The organism is Arenibacter echinorum, from assembly GCF_003259375.1.
Lineage (GTDB): Bacteria > Bacteroidota > Bacteroidia > Flavobacteriales > Flavobacteriaceae > Arenibacter > Arenibacter echinorum.
In genome coordinates, this window is record NZ_QLLN01000001.1 from 169,023 (window position 1) to 189,928 (window position 20,906).

Below are 20,906 nucleotides of genomic sequence, written 5' to 3' on the forward strand. Positions count from 1 at the left end.
TCGCAATGTTGCAAATAAAAATACCCATTGTTATCACAATGGGCATCCTAAAGTCTTCAAAAATGCCCAAGCAAGCTTGGCATTTTCTCATGCCTTTAGTTTGCTGCGTATTTTTGAGTGTCGTGGAGCCGGAGGGATTCGAACCCTCGTCCAAACAAGCAATTACAATGCCTTCTACATGCTTAGTTTCTAATTGATTTTCGATGTGCACCTGACTAGAAACGGCCTAATACACACTTATCTTCTTAAGTTTTGGTGATAGTGCCGAAGTTTCACTACCCTTATATTGACTTTGATGGTGCTTCTGATAGGGACGCCGTCAACAAGGGCTTCCCAGAAACATCTCGCTTCCCTACCTTGTAGGGACGAGGCTAAATCCTACTATGATTCGGATTAAGCGGCAAGAGCGTAATTATTTTCGCCAATTAAAAAGTGTGGAAAATGAGATTAACGAGCTGTAGCCCAGCGCTCGGCATGCTTACATTCCAATTGGTCTCGCTGTCAAAACCAGTCGGCCCCTTCAATGAGATAGGTACGCCTGGGCGTACCGTAATCGAATTGAATCCCGCCAATGGCGGGATATTTTATCCAACCTGTCTAATCGTAGGATTAAGCCAGGTTTGATTCCGCTAGCAGCGGAATATTATTTCGTTGAATAAAATCCTGCCAACGGCAGAAATGTTCTCTCATCTTTTTTTTCAATGAACTATATAATCGTTTCTTGGGCGTTCCCTTTTTTTCTTGTCCTGCAAGGTTTTCAAAACCTTGTAGGTCTATAAAAAGGTCGGGCTATCGGCTATATTTTTTTAATTTTTTCCTGAACACGGTCCAGGGAAAATCAAAAAAGATGCCGCCTCTATCCCTAACGCGGTCGCCAAAGGTACTCCAAAAAGTATTCCAAAAAAAGTTTTGCTTGTCATCTTGTCATGTGTTATATTTATAACTTTATATGTGAATATAGTTATAAATTTATATTTATGAAGTTTGGGATTATTAGGGAACGTAAAAATCCACCCGATCGTCGAGTGGTCTTAACACCGGATGCCTGCAAAAATATGCTGGCCAAATTCAGGGAAGCAGAAATTTTGGTAGAGCCTTCTCCAATTAGGATATTTACCGATGAAGAATATCGGGAGCAGGGGTTAAAAGTTGCACAGGAAATGGAAAATTGCGACGTTCTAATTGGGGTAAAGGAAGTTCCTATAGACTATTTGATCCCCAATAAAAAATACTTCTTTTTCTCTCACACCATTAAAAAGCAACCCTATAACAGAAAGTTGCTTAGGGCAGTCTTGGACAAGAATATTGAACTATATGATCATGAAGTCATTTCATCTTCCAAAGGACATCGCTTAGTGGCATTTGGGAGGTATGCCGGAATTGTTGGCGCCTATAATGGTTTAAGAGCGTACGGATTAAAATTCGGTCTGTTTCAATTGCCTAAAGCGGAAACTTTGGCCGACCAACAAGCTTTGATTTTGGAACTTAGAAAGGTGAAATTGCCAAATACTAAAATTCTCCTTACGGGTAGGGGAAGGGTAGGCAATGGCGCCAAAGAAATGCTGGATGCCATGGAAATCAAAAAAGTTGGAGTGACCGATTATCTGAATAAAACCTTTCAGGAACCTGTATATTGCCAGATTGATGCTTCGGAATACAATAAGCGCAAGGATGGGGTTAGAGGTAATAAGGCCGACTTTTTTGCCCATCCAGAGGATTATAGATCCAATTTTTTTCGTTTTGCCAAAGTGACCGATTTTTATATCGCCGGTCATTTTTACGGTGATAAGGCACCTTATCTTTTTACACGGGAAGATGCAAAGCATCCCGATTTTGGAATAAAAGTAGTGGCCGATGTTAGCTGTGATATCGATGGCCCCGTTGCCACAACTATCAGACCGAGTACAATAGCGGATCCCATTTATGGCTATGACCCCCTCACCGAAACGGAAGTGGATTTTAAGGACCCCCATGCCATTGCCGTTATGGCCGTTGATAATTTACCTTGCGAGTTGCCTAGGGATGCCAGTATAGGTTTTGGCGGCGCTTTTGTAAAATATGTGATCCCTGCATTTTTTAACGGGGATGCGGACGGAGTTTTGGAACGTGCAAGAATGACGAAGAACGGAAAGCTTACCAAAAGATTTGCCTATTTACAGGATTATGTAGACGGCCTAGGGGTGGTGAGCAGTGAACAGTAATCAGTGAACAGTAGTCAGTGAACAGTAAACAGTGGCAGTATTCAGTGAATAGTGAACTATAGGATACCAAAACCGGCAATTAAATCATTCACGGGTCATACGGGACCATTTTTTTATTCCATAATAACCTTCCATTCAATTGTAGGATGTACTTTGGGAGCGGTGTAAGCGCCCAAGGCCACTAATTTTATTGTCAAGGTTTTCAACTTTTCCAAAGTTTTTATTTTTAGAGTTTTTGATTCCCCGGCTGGAATTTCAAAAACCGGAGAACTATCATAAAAAGTATAGCCCATAGCATTTTCAAATAATAGATCACTGCTGGATATGTTTTTAAGCTCCACTTCCAAAACCTGGGTCTTCTCAATATACTCTGCTTTCCCAATTTCAATGCTTGCCTGTAACAAGGGCTTAAGGTATTCGGCCTTCCCAACCAACAGTTCGTTATAAACTGCCACGGTTCTACCGGCAAAAAGAGCTTCCTTTAGTCCTTCTATGCTCTTGTCTTTGGCAAACACTAAGGTAATTGGCCTATGGTTCCCTTTTTGGGTGTAGCTCCAATCTATTAACCCATGAATGTCACTGGTGCCCATTATAGTTAAATTGTTCTCCAAGGCCAGGGCAAGTGATTCTTCGGAATAATCCACAGTATTAATGACTTCAATACCGTGCAATTCCCCTTTTTTAATGCGCTCCTTTTGGAAATCACTTAAAATGGGAGTTCCAGCCGGACTTTGGGCATACCAGGCAGGATGGTTCCAAAATACAAAGGCATTTTGTTTTTTGGCCGTGCTAAAGGCATCCTTGGCATCTTCATGCAATAATTCGTTGGCATCTTTAATAAAAACGGCATTGTTATGTCCAACAGGTGCGGAACGTGTTATTTCAGAACCTGGGATTATTAAAAGGTCATGTTCCTTGGCTTCCTCCATGGCCAAATGGTAGGCACGGTTACGATCCGGATGGGGAATATCCTCCTTGTGGGGCTGGTACTCCAAATGTTCGGTAAGGGATATGGCATCCAAATTTTCTCTAAGTGCCTCCTCTACTCTAATTGTAGGCCAAACACTGCCATCGGAAAATACACTGTGCATATGCAGGTCGGTCTTTAAGGTAACATATCCTTGTATATCGGGATAGGATAGGGGCTGTGTCCCGGAATGTGAATGGGTTTGGGCGCTTAAACTTAGGATAGAGAAAAGCGATGTCACTGCTACTATGGTAGTTTTCATTTTGGTTGTTTTTTCAAAAATAATGGATTGCATATCTTGAAAATAAATAAAAATATGTTCATTTGGTTAAGAAAAGGTAAATTAAGTCCGTTATGAATCCAGCTGAAGAATATATCCTTAACCGGCCAGAGCCATACAGGGGCATTCTATTGTACCTCCAAGCGGTCATTGAAGGTACCATTCCAGGTGTGGAGTTAAAATTTAAATATAAGATCCCTTTTTACTACATCAACGGCAAGCCTTACTGCTATTTAAACCAAAGCAAGGATTATGTGGATCTGGGGTTCTGGAACGCGGCCCATTTAAGTGTGCATTTGGAGCAAATGAACACAGAAGGGCGAAAAATGATGAAATCCCTTCGTTACAGATCCCTCGAAGACATTGATACTGCCGTTTTAAAGGAAGTCCTGGAGGATGCCTATAGCGTTAAGGATAAAAAATTTTGGTAATAGAAATCTGCTCTTAAAGTCAGTATTAATCGTAAATAAGCCTGAAATTATGACAATTTTTTTTTGCTACTGACTACTGACTACTGACTACTGACCACTGACTACTGACCACTGACCACAGATTAATCCTCAATCAACCCCTTGTCCTTATAAAGCTGAATATATTGGTTGCTCAGGGTATCAGAATCCTTGTATTTTTTCCTTAGCTCATTCAGTTTCTCCTTCAATTCAGATACCACTTGGGCATAATCTGGATCGTTATATACATTGTTGAGTTCCTGAGGGTCTTTTTCGCGGTCATAGAGTTCCCATACATCTACATCGTAATAGAAGTGTATTAATTTAAACTCCTTGGTGGCAATGCCATAGTGGCGTTTTACCGCATGTTCCGCTGGATATTCGTAATAGTGGTAATAAACGGCATCCCTATCCCATTTTTCCTTTTCCCCTTTCAGCAAAGGCACTAAACTTTTTCCTTGCATGTCTTCAGGAGCTATTACACCGGCAACTTCCAAAAAGGTCTGGGCAAAATCCAGATTCTGTACCATTTCATCCTCCGTGGTACCTGGAGTGATTACATTGGGCCATTTTATAAGTAGCGGGGTTTTAAAAGATTCATTGTACATAAAGCGCTTGTCGAACCAACCGTGCTCCCCCAGGTAAAAGCCTTGGTCGGAGGTATATACCACCAAAGTATTTTCGGTAAGTCCCTCATTCTCCAAATAGTCCAATACCCTCCCTACATTTTCATCAACCGCAGCAATGGTACCTAAATAATCCTGCATATACCGTTGGTATTTCCAAACCATTAGTGTAGAATCGTTCATATTGCCGTACTCCTTTTTAAATGCCTCGTTAATAGGGCCGTATATTTTATCCCATTCCGCTCTTTGTTCAGGATTAAATTTGTTTAGGCCTCCAATGCCCAAATGTTCCTCAATATTTAATTCTTCCAGTACAGCGTCAGTTATCTTTAGGTCATAGCGCAGCGTCATATGCTTAAGTATGTTCATTTCAGCAGGTCCTGCCGTAGTTTCACGTGTAGCGTAATCGTCGAACAAAGTCGCCGGTAAAGGATAGGTTTTCTTAGTGAATTCTTTATAATGTCTTGGTGCTGGCATCCAGGACCTATGTGGAGCCTTGTGCAAATACATCAACATAAAAGGCTTTTTTGTATCCCTACGGTTTTGTAGCCAATCCAAGGTGAGGTCGGTGGTAATATCCGTAACATAACCCGTAACGGTGGTGTCCCCGGTAGCCGTAATAAAACGGGGGTTGTAATAATCTCCCTGTCCCGGTAGAATCTTAAATTCGTCGAAACCCTTGGGGTTGTTCCCAAAATGGAGCTTCCCGAACATAGCGGTCTGGTAGCCGGCCTTTTGTAACAATTGCGGAAAGGTAACATTGGTGGTGTCAAATGGAGAGATGTTATCTATCTTCCCGTTGATGTGACTATGCTTTCCAGTCAGGATAACGGCGCGCGACGGTGCACAAATGGAATTGGTAACACTGGCATTGGTAAAGAGCATACCTTCCTTGGCGATTCTGTCTATATTGGGGGTGTTAATGAGCCTGTCATCATAGGCACTAATGGCCTGATAAGCATGGTCATCGGACATGATGAAAACTATATTCGGCTTTTTTGAAATTTGCTCTTTTGCTTCCTGCTTACAGGAGGTAAATAATAAAAAATATGCTCCAAAAATGAGATAAAAAAGAATGCGGTTCATTAGTAATGATTATGGTGATATTAGAAAAAACCTGTACCAACTTTTAATTGGATATATAAGTTGGGTTTACGGCAAATTTATGTTTTTACGGTACCAATGGCAACAAAATACTTTATAAGAAACTTAAAAAAATCTTGGCAGTTCGGGGTTGGGTCTATTGTAGATTTGGTGCTAGGGATAAATTTATATCTGAATTATTAGGCCGTCTTGCAGAATTTAAATCATTTGTTCAATAAAAATGCCGCACGGGAAAGTGAGGCATTTTAAAATAACTTCGTTTAAAGCTTTTACGTTTTGAAGTTGAATTTATAGGGAATTTACCGTTTTGCGTATGGCCACCAAATTGGTCAATAATTTTTCCAGATGATCCAAATGCAGCATATTGGCACCATCGCTTTTGGCATTGGCAGGGTCAAAATGGGTCTCCATAAAAATTCCATCGACACCAGTAACAATACCGGCACGGGCAATGGTCTCTATCATATCCGGTCTTCCTCCGGTTACCCCTGAAGACTGATTGGGCTGTTGTAGGGAATGGGTAACATCCAAGACTACCGGTGCATACTGCTTCATAGTTGGGATGCCACGGAAATCCACAATCATATCCTGGTAGCCGAACATGGTACCCCTGTCCGTCACCATAACCTGTTCATTGTTGGAATCCAAGACTTTTTGTACCGCGTGCTTCATGCTCTCCGGGCTCATAAATTGCCCTTTTTTTAAATTCACCACTTTTCCGGTTTCGGCCGCTGCCACCACCAAGTCGGTCTGACGCACCAAAAAGGCTGGTATCTGCAATACGTCTACGTATTCGGCGGCCATATGGGCATCCGATATTTCATGAATGTCGGTTATAGTCGGAACCTTAAAGGTTTCGGATACTTTTTTCAAAATTTTCAAGGCCTTTTCATCCCCTATGCCCGTAAAGGAATCTACCCTACTGCGGTTGGCCTTTTTAAAACTTCCCTTAAAAACGTAGGGAATATTAAGTTTATCGGTAATGGAAACTACCTTTTCCGCGATGCGCATCGCCATTTCTTCCCCCTCGATGGCGCAGGGGCCACAGAGTAGAAAAAAGTTGTTGCTTTTGGTATGTCTTAGTTGAGGTATGAGTTCTAGATTCATCGATCTTAATTTTGATGCAAAGATAGTGGAATTTGAGTGTTATTGGTATTTAGTAAAACTGCTTCACTATCAATAAGATAAGAAAAATTGGGCTTTTGTAGTTGGCGTAAAAAAAATGAGTATCTTTGCGCCCGCATTTAGGGTGCTTAGATGCGTTTAAAATCATATTATGGGAGTTACAAAAAACATAGCTATTATAGCCCACGTTGACCACGGTAAAACCACTTTGGTAGATAAAATAATGTATCACTGTCAATTATTTAGGGAGAACCAGAATACTGGGGACCTAATATTGGACAACAACGACTTGGAACGTGAAAGGGGTATTACCATTACCTCCAAGAACGTTTCCGTAGTTTACAAGGATACCAAGATCAACATTATAGATACCCCTGGTCACGCCGATTTTGGAGGTGAAGTAGAGCGTGTACTAAACATGGCAGATGGCGTACTTTTGTTGGTGGATGCTTTTGAAGGTCCTATGCCGCAAACCCGATTTGTACTCCAAAAGGCGATAGATCTTGGTCTAAAGCCTTGTGTTGTTATCAACAAGGTTGATAAAGAAAACTGTACACCAGAGGAAGTACATGAGAAAGTTTTTGACCTTATGTTCGAGCTTGGTGCTGAAGAATGGCAATTGGATTTTCCAACAGTATATGGTTCTGCAAAGAACAATTGGATGAGCGATGATTGGAAAAACCAGACCGAGAACATTGAGCCGTTGTTGGATATGGTTATTGAGCATGTCCCAACTTTTGAGCCTAAGGAAGGGAATACGCAAATGTTGATTACTTCTTTGGATTTCTCTTCTTTTACCGGTAGGATCGCTATTGGTAGATTGCAAAGAGGTACTTTGAAAGAAGGTCAACAAGTATCTTTGGTCAAAAGAAACGGAAACATTGTAAAGTCGAAAATTAAGGAACTTTATACCTTCGAAGGAATGGGCCGTTTAAAGGTTCAGGAAGTAGCCACCGGAGATATTTGTGCTTTGGTAGGTATCGAAGGTTTCGAAATTGGTGATACTGTTGCTGATATTGAAAATCCAGAAGGCTTAAAAACAATTGCTATTGATGAGCCAACTATGAGTATGTTGTTTACCATCAACGACAGTCCGTTTTTTGGTAAGGATGGGAAATTTGTTACTTCTCGTCATATTAAAGACCGTTTAGCGCGAGAGTTGGAAAAAAACTTGGCATTGCGAGTTAATGAGACTGATAGTGCGGATAAATTTTTAGTATTTGGTAGAGGTGTATTGCATTTATCAGTATTAATAGAGACAATGCGTCGTGAAGGTTACGAAATGCAAATTGGTCAGCCACAGGTTATTATAAAAGAAATTGATGGGCAAAAATGTGAGCCAATTGAGCAATTAACTATTGATCTACCTGAAGAAGTTTCTGGAAGGGCAGTGGAAATGGTGTCTATCCGTAAAGGGGAGATGACCAGTATGGAAGCTAAAGGAAATCGTATGATTTGCGAATTCCTGATTCCATCAAGAGGTATTATCGGTTTAAGAAATCAATTGTTGACGGCTACAGCTGGTGAAGCTATAATGTCACATAGATTTTTAGAGTACCAACCTATGAAAGGAGATATTCCTCAACGTCAAAATGGTTCATTAGTTTCAATGGAATTGGGAAAATCCATTCCTTATTCTATAGATAAATTACAGGATAGAGGTAAGTTTTTTGTTGATCCTGGTGAGGATATTTACGAAGGACAGGTTATTGGTGAAAACTCTAGAGGGGATGACATGACCATTAATATTACCAAAACCAAAAAATTATCGAATGTTCGTTCTTCCGGTGCTGATGATAAAGCTAAAATTGTACCTGCCATTAAATTTTCATTGGAAGAGGCGTTGGAATATATTCAAAAAGATGAATATGTTGAGGTAACGCCAAAACATATCCGTTTAAGGAAAATATATTTAACGGAAAATGATCGCAAGCGTAATAAAATAGCATAAGTAGAAAAGTCTCTTTTTAAAGGGGCTTTTTTTGCCAATTCATATATACTATGAGCCACCTTTTAAGGTGGCTTTTTGGTTACCGGACGTTTGTTAATTCTATTTTATCTAATGGGCCATTGTAAAATCAGTCTAGGAAATTGTCATTTTGACCACTTGGATTAAGAAATCACTAAAATTTTGGGCTACATTTTCCTACTTTCTGAATAATTTGAACTAAGCCTATTTTTCTTCACTTCGGATATGAATTTTAGTTAATTTAAAGTTGAATTTCACCTTAATTCGGCCTAAACAAAATTTACAAAATATGCAACTAGAAGGAAAAAATGTACTCATCACAGGTGGTACTAGAGGGATTGGAAAATGTATGATACAGGAATTGGTAAAAGGTGGTGTACGCCATATTGCCGTAATAGCCCGTGATAAGCAAAATTTAAAACAGCTATCCGAAGAATTTGAGGATGTTAAGTTTATGCGCATTGCTGGCGATGTGGGAGATATTGAAGTTTTACGGGAGGCCGCGGCACGTATAGAAGACAAATGGGGGCATTTGGATATCTTGATAAACAATGCAGGAATAGTATCTGCAGGTCCTTTAGAGGATATACAGGATGAAGATCTGTATGATCAAGTAGCGGTAAATATTACAGCTGTGCTTTTGCTCACTAAATATTGCATACCGCTTTTAAAAACATCCAAAGAAGCTGCAATTTTAAACATATCTTCTGGTTTGGGTCTGATAGGCATGCCGTTTTATGCGGCCTATGGAAGCACTAAGGCTGCGGTACGTCAATTCTCGGATTCCATGCGAAGGGAACTTGCCCCGTTCAATATAAGTGTTACCTGCTCTTTTCCGACCGCAACTGATACGGATATGATGAAGAAATTTAAAGGTAGAGTGATGGATTCTCCGGAATTTGTGGCCCAACGCTCAATAGAAGGATTACTGAATAAAGAATTACATGTAATCTTTGGCGGTGAGGAACGACTGAAGGAAGATGTCATGAATTTTGAGGCGCCTGAAGAATTTGATAAAATGGTGGCACAGAATTATGAGGTTCGAAAACAAGCAAGTTTAGGACATAAAGCCGTTTAGTCCTAACGCTAAAACTAATAGTGAAAAAGAATAATTCAATATGAAGTATACGCTTATCTATGCAGTAATAATATGTAGTTCTTTGTTGTCCTGTAAGGAGGCCACCAAAACAAAACAGGATGTTGTTGAGACCAATTTGGTTAAAGAAGCCAATCCTAGTCTGATTCCAATTTCTTGGGTGAATAATAGGGTTGAAAAGGCAAAAAAGAGACTTGATAATTCTGAGGCCGGTAAAGTTGTTTGGGATGCCATGGAAGCGATGGGGGGCTTAAATAAATGGTATAGCAATGGCTATTTGTCCTTTAGATTCAACTATCAACCTTTGGACGGTTCCGAACCTCGGGATACCTATCAAACTATAGATACATGGAGCAATAAAGCGAGACACCGTAGTGTTACGGACAGTACCGCTATATATGGATGGGATGGAAAAAATGCTTGGGTAACAGCCAAGGATAGTGCCACTTTTAAATATAATCTGCGTTTTTGGGCCTTGACCCCTTTATATCTTGCCGCACAGCCTCTAGTGTTGGACGGGGAGGGTGTTAATTTGGAATTGTTGCCACAGATTAATTATAAGGATAAACCACAAGATGTGGTAAAGGTAACCTTTGAGTCAGGGACAGGTGATGCGCCCGACGATTATTATATTTTGTATTTTGATGCTAAAACCCACCTTTTATCAGCGCTACGTTATATAGTTTCCTATCCGGGATATTTTCCCAATGGCGGAAATAATCCTGAAAAGTTTATGGAATTGGTAAGTAGTACTACCGTCGAAGGTATAAATTTTCCTTTAAAATTCAACACCTATTGGTCCACAGATGACGGCCAACCAAAGGGAGAAGCTATCACGACCATTGAATTGAGCGATATTGAATTCAAAAATACATTGGAAGAAGGTTTTTTTGAACGCCCAGATGGCGGGAAGGTCTTGGAGGGTCTATAATTCATAAAAAAGAGGTGATTTTCTATCCTTGAAAATCACCTCTTTTTTATTGCGTATGTTCTGAAATTGCATTGTATTTCGGGGGTTGCTTTTTATCATTATATGCTACATGCTAAAATCTTCCCTTATTGTAAAACTCCCTTTTTGTTGAAGGCAGCGGCCGCTGCGCCAATAATGCCAGCATGATTTTGCAATTCTGCAGGAATTACGGGGGTTTCAATGCTGATATAATCCTTGAACTCGTCCCAATCTTTGGAGGTGCCTCCTCCTAATATAATTAGATCCGGAGATACGATCAATTCAACAAACTCCAAGAAGACATTAAACCGTTTGCCCCATTTCTTATAAGTAAGTTCTTCTCTTTCCTTAGCTGAAGCCGCCGCCCAAAGTTCAATTTTATCATATTTTTTATACGGAATCTGGCCCAATTCAAAATTTGGTATCAATTCACCATTGTAAAAGGCACCACTGCCCAAGCCCGTTCCTATAGTGATCATCAGCACAAGACCTTCCTTGCCCCGGCCTACGCCAAAATTCATAGAAGCGTATCCTGCGGCATCGGCATCGTTTACCACAGTAACCGGTAATCCCGTTGCCTCACTGAACAATGCATTAACGTTTACACCGGCCCACCTTTTATGAAGATTTCCTGGAGTCTTACAGATGCCATTTTTTATAACTGTTGGAAATCCACAGCCTATGGGTCCGCTATAATCAAAATGTTTTACAATTTTGGCTACTACTTCGGCCATGGGTTTTGGTTTTCTCGATTTTGGAGTCGGTATCCTAAACCGCTCCGTTATCATTTCACCAGTTTCCATATTCACTAAAGCTCCTTTTATGCCCGAGCCACCGACATCTATTCCTAGGATTTCCATGTATTATATTGATGTATTTGTAAACAAAGTAACAAAAAACTTTTGGGAGTTGTAGTATGCATAGTTCTAGGACAGACTTTTGTAGTCCTGTGGTGCCTTACTTATATAAAATTACTACAATAGCCCTTGTAGTTCTGCATAATTATCTAGTTTTCTTTATAAAGGCCCGTATTTCCCTTTTCCAACAAAGGCATAAGCCCCTTGATAATGTTTGGATTTAATTGGGCAATATTCTTGGTTTCATAAGGATCCGAAATATGATCGTATAGTTCAATTGTTGGTTCCTCCTCTCTAAAGTATTTGGTTAATCTGTATTTATCGGTTCTTAATGATATGCCATTTCTGTAGTAACTATAGGCTACTTGGTCGGTATTGGGCTTTGAGCCAATAAAACTGTCCCTAAAGCTTTCCCCGTCTATTTCATGACTAATTGCTGTATTGCACATTTCCATTATTGTTGGATAAATGTCCACTGTCTCCACAATGGTTTCTACTTTTTTATTTTGATGTTCTTCAAAAGGTGATCTTATGATCAATGTGCTGTTCAAGGCATTTTCAAACAAGGTGTGTTTTCCCCAGACCCGCTGATCTCCCAAGTGCCAACCGTGGTCCCCCCATATCACTATAATGGTATTTTTGTCCAATCCCAACACTTTTAGCTCATCCCAAATTAACCCAATTTGTGCATCGATATAACTTATGGAAGCTAAATAGGCATGTCCCAACTTTTTTGCATAATCAATGGAAACCGGCTCGGATAGGTTGGGATGTTCATCACCCAGGGCATATCCATTAAATTCGCCGCTTTCATGTAGGCTTTTCAAGCTTATATTTTCAGGAATATTGGGATATGGAGAAACAGGTATCTGGTCCCGCTCATAAAGGTCCCAGTACTTTTTGGGTGCATTAAACGGAAGATGTGGCTTAAAAAAACCGACACCCATAAAGAAAGGGCCTTCCTTATCCTTTAGTTCCCTAAGTTTTGCAATGGCAAGCTCGGTAGTAAGTCCATCGGGATAACCCTGGTCGTTTACTTCCCCTGCTTCATATGGTTTTACCTGTTTTTTTAGGCTTTGTCGATTTTCCCCGTTCGCATAAGCAAAGAAGGCGTTCCATCCCGTAGCCCATTTGCCTGCATTGAACAAGAGTTCGTCCCAGCTATGGGGCAGCTCTTTTTTGGTAGATACCGGCTCTTCATAGCCGTAGACCAAGCCGTCCGCGGAGTGGCTAATTTTACCTATACCAACAGTGTGGTAACCGTTTCGTTTAAGATGATGGATAAAACTCTCGGGTACATCTGTTTCCTCCTTGTCGGATATTTCGTTTTCAATGGCACTGTTCTTTAAATGATCAGGTTTAGAGGGGCGCATCCCGGTCAATAGTGCATAGCGGGAAGCCCCACAGGTGGGAACCTGTACAAAATGATTGGTGAAAACAGATCCTTCGGAAGCTATAGCGTCCATATTTGGTGACTTTACAACAGGGTGGCCATATACGCCCAATTCCGTTCTTAGGTCGTCAACGGAAATGAACAGAACATTGGGCTGTTTTTGCACCCCCTGGCATTGCAAATTGCTGGTCAAAAAGAATAGGGTAATAAGGGTGTATAATAGTTTTTTAAAAACGGTCGGCATAGCTGAACTTGGTTAATGGTTTAAAATTACTTCAAATATAGCGGCTATTCATCTATCATATCAATTGGTCCGAATCTTTAAGGAAATCGAAAATTAATTTATCAACTTCGGATGCGTTTTTCCTGTCCTGGTATTGCAGCCAAACAATTTCTCCTAGTTCCGGGTCAACAGAAATTTCTCCTGTATATTCGGAAAAGTAACAGGTTTTTCGAACTAGAATTCCAGGCCCTTTACCATCAGCCTGTGCTTCAAAAACTCCAATGTATTCAAAAGTGGAGATATCGAGGGATATATTCCAATCCTCTTTTATTTTCTTGGCCAGCACCATTACGTCAGATATTTTTGGTTCTTTTTGTGCTCCCGGAAGTATATACTGGGTCTTTCCTATAGGCCTAATGGCCAATAATTTTTGGTTCACGATATGGATCCAAGCCAATTGGTCCAAAATTTCTTTTGAAGGTTCTATATAGTAGTCAATTGAGTTTAAGGAGTGATTTTTGTCCAAGAAATCAAGGAGCTTATCAATTGCAGAGCCAAATTTGGTGAGCGTTCCCAGTTTGTTGTTTCTGCCAAGGGCACTGGAAATGGTCTCGTCCCGATTTCCAAATTTATAGCCTCCTTTTTTGATCCATAATACATTTAAAAGATGTTGCATCCCAACATTTCCCAATTGATCTATAGAGATGGCTATTTCTAGAAAATACTCTCCCAGTCCTACAATGCCCTTTTTGAATAGTCCATGAAAAATACCATATACAAAGCCCAATGGAATGGTAAATATGAGCAAAAAGATGGAGATGAAGAAAAGGAGGATCCCGATCAAGGGATTCACCTTTTTATCCACCTTATAGATCTGTTTTTTTAGAATCATTGACTTTGATTGGTTCTTTAAAGATATAAATTAATTCTTGCCGGTGGGAAGGGTTTTGTATGCGATGTTGGAAATTGTAGAAAATGAAATATACTCAATAATTAAATATCCACCTGCTATACAATCAAATAAATGCTATATTTGAGAAATTCAAAATTTAGGGATGGCTTAATAAAAAGAGTTGTGTCCCAATGTTGTTTTTACTTCCAATCATATTATGTTTAATTTAAGCTTCTCCGTTAAATCTAAATAATCTCTTTAATATCCTATTTTGATGAAAAATTACATTGTGCTTGTTCTTGTTGTGTTTGTTATTTTCTTCTCTTCCTGTACTAGTAATATTAGGGAAGGCGAGCCGCGAATTTTGGTTTTTTCCAAGACTATGGGCTTTAAGCATGCTTCCATACCCACGGGCCTTGAAGCCATCCAAAAATTGGGGGTAGAAAATAACTTTCTTGTAGATACGACTAAAAATGCCGAAGTCTTTAACGATGGGGACTTGAAAAAGTATTCTGCTATAATTTTTTTAAGTACCACGGGCAATATTTTGGATGCCAAACAGGAAGCTGCATTTGAAAGATATATTCAGGCCGGCGGAGGCTTTGTGGGTGTACATGCAGCAACCGATACCGAATATGACTGGGGCTGGTATGGAAAATTGGTCGGGGCTTATTTTGCTGGTCACCCAGCAGGCACACCGGAAGCCGATTTTATTATTAAGGACAACGCTTTTGGCGCTACTAAGATGTTTACCGATTCTATCTGGCATCGTGCAGACGAACTCTATAATTTTAAGAAAATAAATCCCGAGGTTCACGTAGTAATGACCGTTGATGAAAAGTCCTACGAAGGGGGTGAAAATGGAGAATATCATCCTATGAGTTGGTATCACGAGTACGATGGTGGTCGCGCCTTTTATACTGCTTTGGGCCACACTGATGAAAGTTTTTCCGAAGAGTTATATTTAAAACATCTTCTAGGGGGTATTAAATATGCCATAGCGAAGAATGAAATCTTAGATTATACAAAGGTTACCACTCAGATTCCCCCAGATTCCGATCGCTTTACCAAAGTTCCCTTAAAGTATGGGGAATTTTTTGAGCCTACGGAAATGGCTATTTTGACGAATAATGATGTTTTGATTTCCCAAAGAAGGGGTGAAATAATGCTATACAAAGCGGCGACCCAAGAGTTGTCGCAAGTTGGTTATTTGGATGTTTATAACAAAACATTAAGTGCAAATGCTAATGCGGAGGAAGGACTAATGGGTTTACAGAAAGATCCCGATTTTGAAACTAACCATTGGATTTATTTGTATTACAGTCCTACTGGTGATAAGTGGGTGAATCGTTTGTCCAGATTTAAATTTGAGAACGATGTTTTGGATATGTCCACGGAACAAATTATTCTAGAAGTGGATAGTCAGCGTGAGATATGTTGTCATACCGGCGGATCAATAGCTTTTGGTCCTGATAATATGTTGTATTTGTCCACTGGGGACAATTCAACTCCCTTTAGTGAAAAAGGAGTGAAATATGTAAATAGTGGCTTTGCTCCCTTAAATGATATTCCTGGAAAAGAACAGTACGATGCCCGAAGGTCATCTGGAAACACCAATGATTTAAGGGGTAAGATATTGCGTATTAAGGTAAATGAAGACGGTAGTTATAGTATTCCCCAAGGTAATTTATTCCCGGAAGGAACGGCTAAAACCAGGCCTGAAATTTTTACTATGGGCCATCGTAATCCGTATAGGATTTCCGTAGATCCCAAAAAGGGATATGTATATTGGGGAGATGTTGGGCCAGACGCAAGGGTCGACAGTTTGGATACAAGAGGGCCAAGGGGTTATGATGAAATGAATCAGGCCAGGGAAGCCGGTAATTTTGGTTGGCCGCTATTTGTTGCGGATAACAAGCCGTACCGCAGCTATGATTACGCTTCGGGAGAAAGTGGAGATTTTTTTGATCCTAAAAAGCCTATTAACGATTCCAGAAACAATACTGGTCTTAGGGAACTTCCAAAAGCAATGCCGGCCTATGGATTTTATCCCTACGTAGCATCCCAGGAATTTCCGCAGACTAGTACTGGTGGCAGAAATGCCATGGCGGGACCCGTTTATTATTCAGATCTTTATAATGGTCCCAATGCTTTGCCCGAGTATTACGATGGTAAAGTATTGGTCTATGATTGGATTCGGGGCTGGATGATGGCCGTAACCCTATTTCCCAATGGGGAATTCAACAAGATGGAACCTTTTGCCGATCAAATCAAGGTAAATAACCTGATAGATATGGAGGTAGGTCCTGATGGTAGGGTATACCTTTTGGAATACGGTAGCGGTTGGTTCTCAAAGAATGATAATTCGGCCTTAAGTTATATTGAATATAATGGAGGCAATAGGCCTCCTGTCGTAGGGAATTTCACGGTAGATAAAACCTCTGGAAAACTACCGTTGACCATTATAGCCAAAGTTGAGGCCAGTGATAGGGAAGAGGATACTATGACCTATGTCTGGGATTTTGGAAATGGGGAAACCAAGGAAACTACTGATCCGGAAATTACCTATACCTATGAGGATGAGGGGGACTATTTTATATCGACTACTGTAGTGGATAACAAGGAAGCATCGGTTAAGAGCGAGGCCATTAATATAGTAGTAGGAAATTCGAGACCTGAGGTTTCCATAGATATTAGCGGAGGCAATATTGCCTCTTTTAAACCGGGAGTAGCTTTAGATTATAAGGTTTCAGTTAAAGATCCGGATGGTTCGGCCATTGATGAAAATAACATATTTGTTTCCGTAGATTATTTGGAAGGTATGGATGAGGCCTCTCTTTCGTTAGGGCATCAAGAGGTTTCGGCGGCAGTTACCGGTAAGGCATTAACATTGGCTCTCGATTGTAAAACCTGCCATAAGGAAAAGGAAAAATCCGTTGGTCCAATGTACCGCGATATTGCCGAAAAGTATAAGAATGATAAAAAAGGACTTAGTTATCTACAAGGAAAGATAATTTCCGGAGGTAGTGGAGTTTGGGGAGAAGTAACCATGCCGGCGCATCCCAACTTGACCAAGGATGAATCCAGACAGATAGGGTTGTATATTCAATCAATGGCAAGTAATGCGGTTAAGAAGAAATCCCTACCGGCAGTTGGAACTATAAAGCCAAACCCTGCAAAAGGAGCAACGGTAATGGTAATAACGGCCAGCTACACGGATCAAGGAGGAAACAATGTGAAACCTTTGACTGGGTCTAAATCCTTAGTATTGCAAATGGAAGGCGATACGGATAATGCCGGAGCCAAGTAATGATGTTTATGGATTGAAGGCACTAGGAGTGTAATTGACCTGGGGTTATTAATTATGAATGACTTTCAGGTCAATGATTCATCCAATTTTTAAATTCGGAGGCTTTTGCCTTACTTACAATCACTTTTTCTTCATGGGGCGGCATAACGCTAATGATTAGCTTCCCATTAAAATATTGTTTTATTCCCGCAATGGAATCCCTTTGGACAATGAACTGTCGATTGACCCTGTGAAAGTTGGAAGGGTCCAGGTCGTTTTCAACATCCTCTAATTTCTGTTCGATTATATGGGTTTGGCTGTCTTTTGTTACCGCCTTAACTATTCCGTTTTCAATATATAAATAGGCGATTTTTTCTGTTTTCAATGGTATAAGTTCGTCGCGATGATGCACCAAATACATGGATTTATAGGTCTTTTTCTGGTCCTTTAATAGGCTTAGTAGACCTTCAACTTGATTATTGATAAGCCCCTTGCCCTTTACTTGTCCTTTGAATTGAGCAAGGCTTACTTCTAATTCATCTTCGTCTATCGGTTTTAATAAATAATCAATGCTATTTAGTTTAAATGCTTTTAAGGCATATTGGTCATAAGCAGTGGTAAATATAATTGGAGCATCTATTTTAACGGCATCAAAAATTTCAAAAGAAAGTCCATCGGCTAGATGAATGTCCATAAAAACAAGGTCCGCATCCTGATTTTTTGAAAAATAATCAATGGCAGTTTTTACTGAATCCAAAACAGCCAATACCTCAAGCTTATCCTGTAGGTTTTTAAGCATATAGGCTAGATTTTCACTAGCCGCCAGTTCATCTTCTACAATTACTACTTTCATGTCATTTTATTCAAGGGTAGTTTTACTCTAAAAATATCACTCTGGTTGTCAATAATAATTTGTTGTTTGCGTATCATATAGTAACGTTTGTACAGGTTTAGAAGTCCTGTCCCGGTACCTTCGGCCAGGGTGGTACGGGTTCGTACTTTATTTTCCACATAAATACAATCATCTTGGGAATAGATATTGACTTTTAAAGGGTGTGTTTCCGAAATTTCATTGTGCTTTACCGCGTTTTCTACCAATAATTGTAATGCCAATGGAGGGATTTTTCTGTTCAGATAACTTTCGTCTATGGCTATTTCAATTTGAAAACGGTTCCTGTATCTTGTCTTTATTAAATAAGTATAGCTGTCCAGGAATTTAAGTTCTTCCTTAAGTGCAACCAAATCCCTGTCTCCACTCTGCAATATATAGCGGTACATAAAGGAAAGCTTTTTAACAAACATGGTAGCCTCTTTATTGTCTCGGATAAGAGAGTTTAGGGAGTTAAGGGAATTAAAGAGAAAATGAGGGTTTATTTGATTTTTAAGGGCTGAAAGTTCATTTTGAAGGTTCTGCTGTTTCAAATGTTCGTTTTCTAATATGCTTTGGCGCTGAATAATTTGAAGCCTTAAAATTCTGGAAATAAAAATAATGATGATGAGAACAACGATGAATATAAAAACTTGAAAGTCCTCCTCTCTATTGGAAACATCTTTGTCCACCAAATAGGGATATATGAAATCTAAAAGTAAAATTGTGGAGACTAGGATTCCAATATTACCTGAGAGTCTCAGTACCCAAACAAATAAGCTTTTCCTTTTGGGAATGCGATAAATCCAATTGGTGTTGAATTGCAGTGTTGCCCAAGAAAAAAGGAAGAAAAACCAGAATTTTAAATCAAGATCTACAAACAGTTCGCTGGAAAAAATCTCTTTATTAAAACCGGTTGTCCTGAAAAGGGATATAGTTAGTGGTAATGTCACCAAAACTGCAATGAGCAGGGCAATTTTTATAATTTCGAGCTGTTTTACCGGTTTTGTAGTGTCCATATGAACTAAATAGTTTTAAATATACTTCATTACACCTCCCTATCATAGTTCTCTGAATGGATTTTGTATGTCTCCAGTTTTGGAATCAAAAAAAGCCCTTGAAAAGAGTCAAGGGCCTGTAGGTAGTTAACTCAGATATCTGTTGTTATTTTGCATACGCGTCAAATCCCTTGGGCAGATAGTTCATTACTTCGAAGCCAAGGTTGATCTCTTCCTCTATTTCTTCTACAACTATATCTTTTAGGTCCAGTTCCATGCCTTCATATGCGTTGAAGCCAATTGGAAGGTATTGAGCCGGATCAAAGCCAAGGACAATTTCTTCTTCTATGTCTTCAACTACAATTTCGTCAAGATTCAATCCATTTACCTTATAAGCGTTGAAGTCTAATGGTAAGTAAGTGGTCGGATCAAAATTTAGTACAATTTCTTCTTCCACTTCAATAAGGTTAATTTCATTTAAGCTTAAATTTCTTACTTCTTCATCCAAAAGCAATCCTTCTGCAAAGGGGTTATGTGATTCTAAATAACACTCAATATCATCTGAATTTAAACATTTGTCCTTTCCTGAAAATGAGAACAGTGAAAGGGATATTAGTATGGTACTTAATAATAAGGCTACGTTTTTCATATTATTTATTTGTATGAATATGTTGATTTACATTTTATTTCTGGTGCAAAGATAATGGGCACCATGGTGTCCAGTAGATAGTTATTGAGTGAAGTGGATAAAATTGAGGGTGAACCGACTTTGGGTTCAACTGAACCGGACCAGCTAGGTAAAATAATGTAGTAAAACTAGTGTCTGCGGACTAATAACAGCCAATTAAGCCCATGAAGAAATAATCAGATTATGGTTGCAAAGCTGCAAAATTTTATATGTATAATCTAGAAGTTTGTCTTTTTTAATATTTATATCGCCCGCTGTATAACTTCAAATACCTTATTGCCATCGCACTTAAGGGTTTTGGAAGGGTATTTTAGTAAAAGGGCATAGTCGTGGGTGGCCATAAGGATAGTCCTTCCCGTTTTGTTGATATCCTGAAGTACCTTCATCACTTCCACGCTGGTCTGTGGGTCGAGATTCCCCGTTGGTTCATCCGCTAGGATAAGATCCGGGTCATTGAGCAGGGCCCGGGCAATTGCAATACGCTGCTGTTCTCCTCCGGAAAGTTCATGCGGAAATTTGAAGCCTTTAGTTTTCATTCCCACTTTATCCAGGACATCTTCAATCTTGGCATTCATCTCGCTTTGGTCTTTCCAGCCGGTAGCCTTCAGCACAAATAGGAGGTTGTTGTTGACGTTACGATCGGGTAAAAGTTTAAAATCTTGAAAAACCACCCCCAATTTTCTTCTCAAATACGGAATTTCTTTTTCCTTCAAGGTGGTAAGATCGAAATCTACAATATGGCCGCTCCCTTGTTTTAATGGAAGATCTCCATACAAAGTTTTCATAAAGCTGCTCTTTCCACTGCCCGTCTTTCCGATAAGGTATACAAATTCCCCTTTTTTAATTTCAAGGCTAATATCGTTCAATACTAAATTTTCACCCTGAAATACGGCTACGTCCTTCAACTGCAATATGCTTTCGCCCATAGTTTT

At 39.7% G+C, this 20,906-nt stretch carries 16 protein-coding genes and 1 other RNA gene; 6 read left to right on the top strand and 11 right to left on the bottom strand.

All coding sequences use genetic code 11. The features are described from left to right. Window positions 1–120: 120 nt before the first annotated feature. Window positions 121–519: a transfer-messenger RNA gene (gene ssrA, locus LV92_RS00725) on the bottom strand. Window positions 520–977: 458 nt separating this feature from the next. Between ssrA and LV92_RS00730 the strand changes: the two genes are divergently transcribed. Further along, complete coding sequence (locus LV92_RS00730) at window positions 978–2,201, top strand: NAD(P)-dependent oxidoreductase (protein WP_111621775.1); 1,224 nt, start codon at window positions 978–980, stop codon at window positions 2,199–2,201. Between the two features lie 113 nt (window positions 2,202–2,314). Here LV92_RS00730 and LV92_RS00735 read toward each other — a convergent pair whose 3' ends face one another. Next, window positions 2,315–3,430, bottom strand: coding sequence for an Sb-PDE family phosphodiesterase (locus LV92_RS00735; RefSeq protein ID WP_111622307.1), 1,116 nt, complete (start codon window positions 3,428–3,430; stop codon window positions 2,315–2,317). Between the two features lie 92 nt (window positions 3,431–3,522). Between LV92_RS00735 and LV92_RS00740 the strand changes: the two genes are divergently transcribed. Beyond that, a complete protein-coding gene (locus tag LV92_RS00740) occupies window positions 3,523–3,879 on the top strand; it encodes a DUF1801 domain-containing protein (protein WP_111621776.1) in 357 nt (118 codons plus the stop codon). A 122-nt stretch (window positions 3,880–4,001) separates the two neighbouring features. Here LV92_RS00740 and LV92_RS00745 read toward each other — a convergent pair whose 3' ends face one another. Then, window positions 4,002–5,609, bottom strand: coding sequence for a sulfatase family protein (locus tag LV92_RS00745; protein ID WP_111621777.1), 1,608 nt, complete (start codon window positions 5,607–5,609; stop codon window positions 4,002–4,004). 306 nt (window positions 5,610–5,915) lie between these two features. Continuing rightward, window positions 5,916–6,734 (bottom strand): 3-deoxy-8-phosphooctulonate synthase, encoded by an 819-nt coding sequence (gene kdsA, locus LV92_RS00750; RefSeq protein WP_111621778.1) that lies wholly within the window; start codon window positions 6,732–6,734, stop codon window positions 5,916–5,918. Between the two features lie 169 nt (window positions 6,735–6,903). Here kdsA and typA point away from each other — a divergent pair, with 169 nt between their 5' ends. From typA to LV92_RS00765, 3 genes are all read left to right on the top strand, one after another. Further along, window positions 6,904–8,703 carry a translational GTPase TypA gene (typA, locus tag LV92_RS00755; RefSeq protein ID WP_111621779.1) on the top strand — a complete coding sequence of 600 codons (1,800 nt, stop codon included), beginning with the start codon at window positions 6,904–6,906 and terminating at the stop codon, window positions 8,701–8,703. Window positions 8,704–9,010: 307 nt separating this feature from the next. Continuing rightward, a complete protein-coding gene (locus tag LV92_RS00760) occupies window positions 9,011–9,799 on the top strand; it encodes an SDR family NAD(P)-dependent oxidoreductase (protein ID WP_111621780.1) in 789 nt (262 codons plus the stop codon). Window positions 9,800–9,839: 40 nt separating this feature from the next. Next, a complete protein-coding gene (locus LV92_RS00765) occupies window positions 9,840–10,748 on the top strand; it encodes a hypothetical protein (protein ID WP_111621781.1) in 909 nt (302 codons plus the stop codon). A 125-nt stretch (window positions 10,749–10,873) separates the two neighbouring features. On the opposite strand, the gene ppgK is transcribed toward LV92_RS00765, so the two are convergent. From ppgK to LV92_RS00780, 3 genes are all read right to left on the bottom strand, one after another. Beyond that, window positions 10,874–11,626, bottom strand: coding sequence for a polyphosphate--glucose phosphotransferase (gene ppgK, locus LV92_RS00770; protein WP_111621782.1), 753 nt, complete (start codon window positions 11,624–11,626; stop codon window positions 10,874–10,876). A gap of 146 nt (window positions 11,627–11,772) precedes the next feature. Next, window positions 11,773–13,260 carry a sulfatase gene (locus LV92_RS00775; RefSeq protein ID WP_111621783.1) on the bottom strand — a complete coding sequence of 496 codons (1,488 nt, stop codon included), beginning with the start codon at window positions 13,258–13,260 and terminating at the stop codon, window positions 11,773–11,775. Window positions 13,261–13,315: 55 nt separating this feature from the next. Further along, window positions 13,316–14,131 carry an NUDIX hydrolase gene (locus tag LV92_RS00780; RefSeq protein ID WP_111621784.1) on the bottom strand — a complete coding sequence of 272 codons (816 nt, stop codon included), beginning with the start codon at window positions 14,129–14,131 and terminating at the stop codon, window positions 13,316–13,318. A 274-nt stretch (window positions 14,132–14,405) separates the two neighbouring features. Between LV92_RS00780 and LV92_RS00785 the strand changes: the two genes are divergently transcribed. Then, window positions 14,406–17,441, top strand: coding sequence for a ThuA domain-containing protein (locus LV92_RS00785; protein ID WP_111621785.1), 3,036 nt, complete (start codon window positions 14,406–14,408; stop codon window positions 17,439–17,441). Window positions 17,442–17,511: 70 nt separating this feature from the next. Here LV92_RS00785 and LV92_RS00790 read toward each other — a convergent pair whose 3' ends face one another. The 4 genes from LV92_RS00790 to LV92_RS00805 form a co-directional block, all read right to left on the bottom strand. Next, window positions 17,512–18,273 (bottom strand): LytR/AlgR family response regulator transcription factor, encoded by a 762-nt coding sequence (locus tag LV92_RS00790; RefSeq protein WP_111621786.1) that lies wholly within the window; start codon window positions 18,271–18,273, stop codon window positions 17,512–17,514. Beyond that, on the bottom strand, window positions 18,270–19,307 hold the full coding sequence (locus LV92_RS00795) for a sensor histidine kinase (protein WP_111621787.1): 1,038 nt from the start codon (window positions 19,305–19,307) through the stop codon (window positions 18,270–18,272). Before LV92_RS00795 ends, LV92_RS00790 begins: the two co-directional genes overlap by 4 nt. A gap of 145 nt (window positions 19,308–19,452) precedes the next feature. Further along, window positions 19,453–19,935, bottom strand: coding sequence for a hypothetical protein (locus LV92_RS00800; RefSeq protein ID WP_111621788.1), 483 nt, complete (start codon window positions 19,933–19,935; stop codon window positions 19,453–19,455). Between the two features lie 281 nt (window positions 19,936–20,216). After that, a complete protein-coding gene (locus LV92_RS00805) occupies window positions 20,217–20,900 on the bottom strand; it encodes a cell division ATP-binding protein FtsE (RefSeq protein WP_111621789.1) in 684 nt (227 codons plus the stop codon). Between the last annotated feature and the right edge of the window lie 6 nt (window positions 20,901–20,906).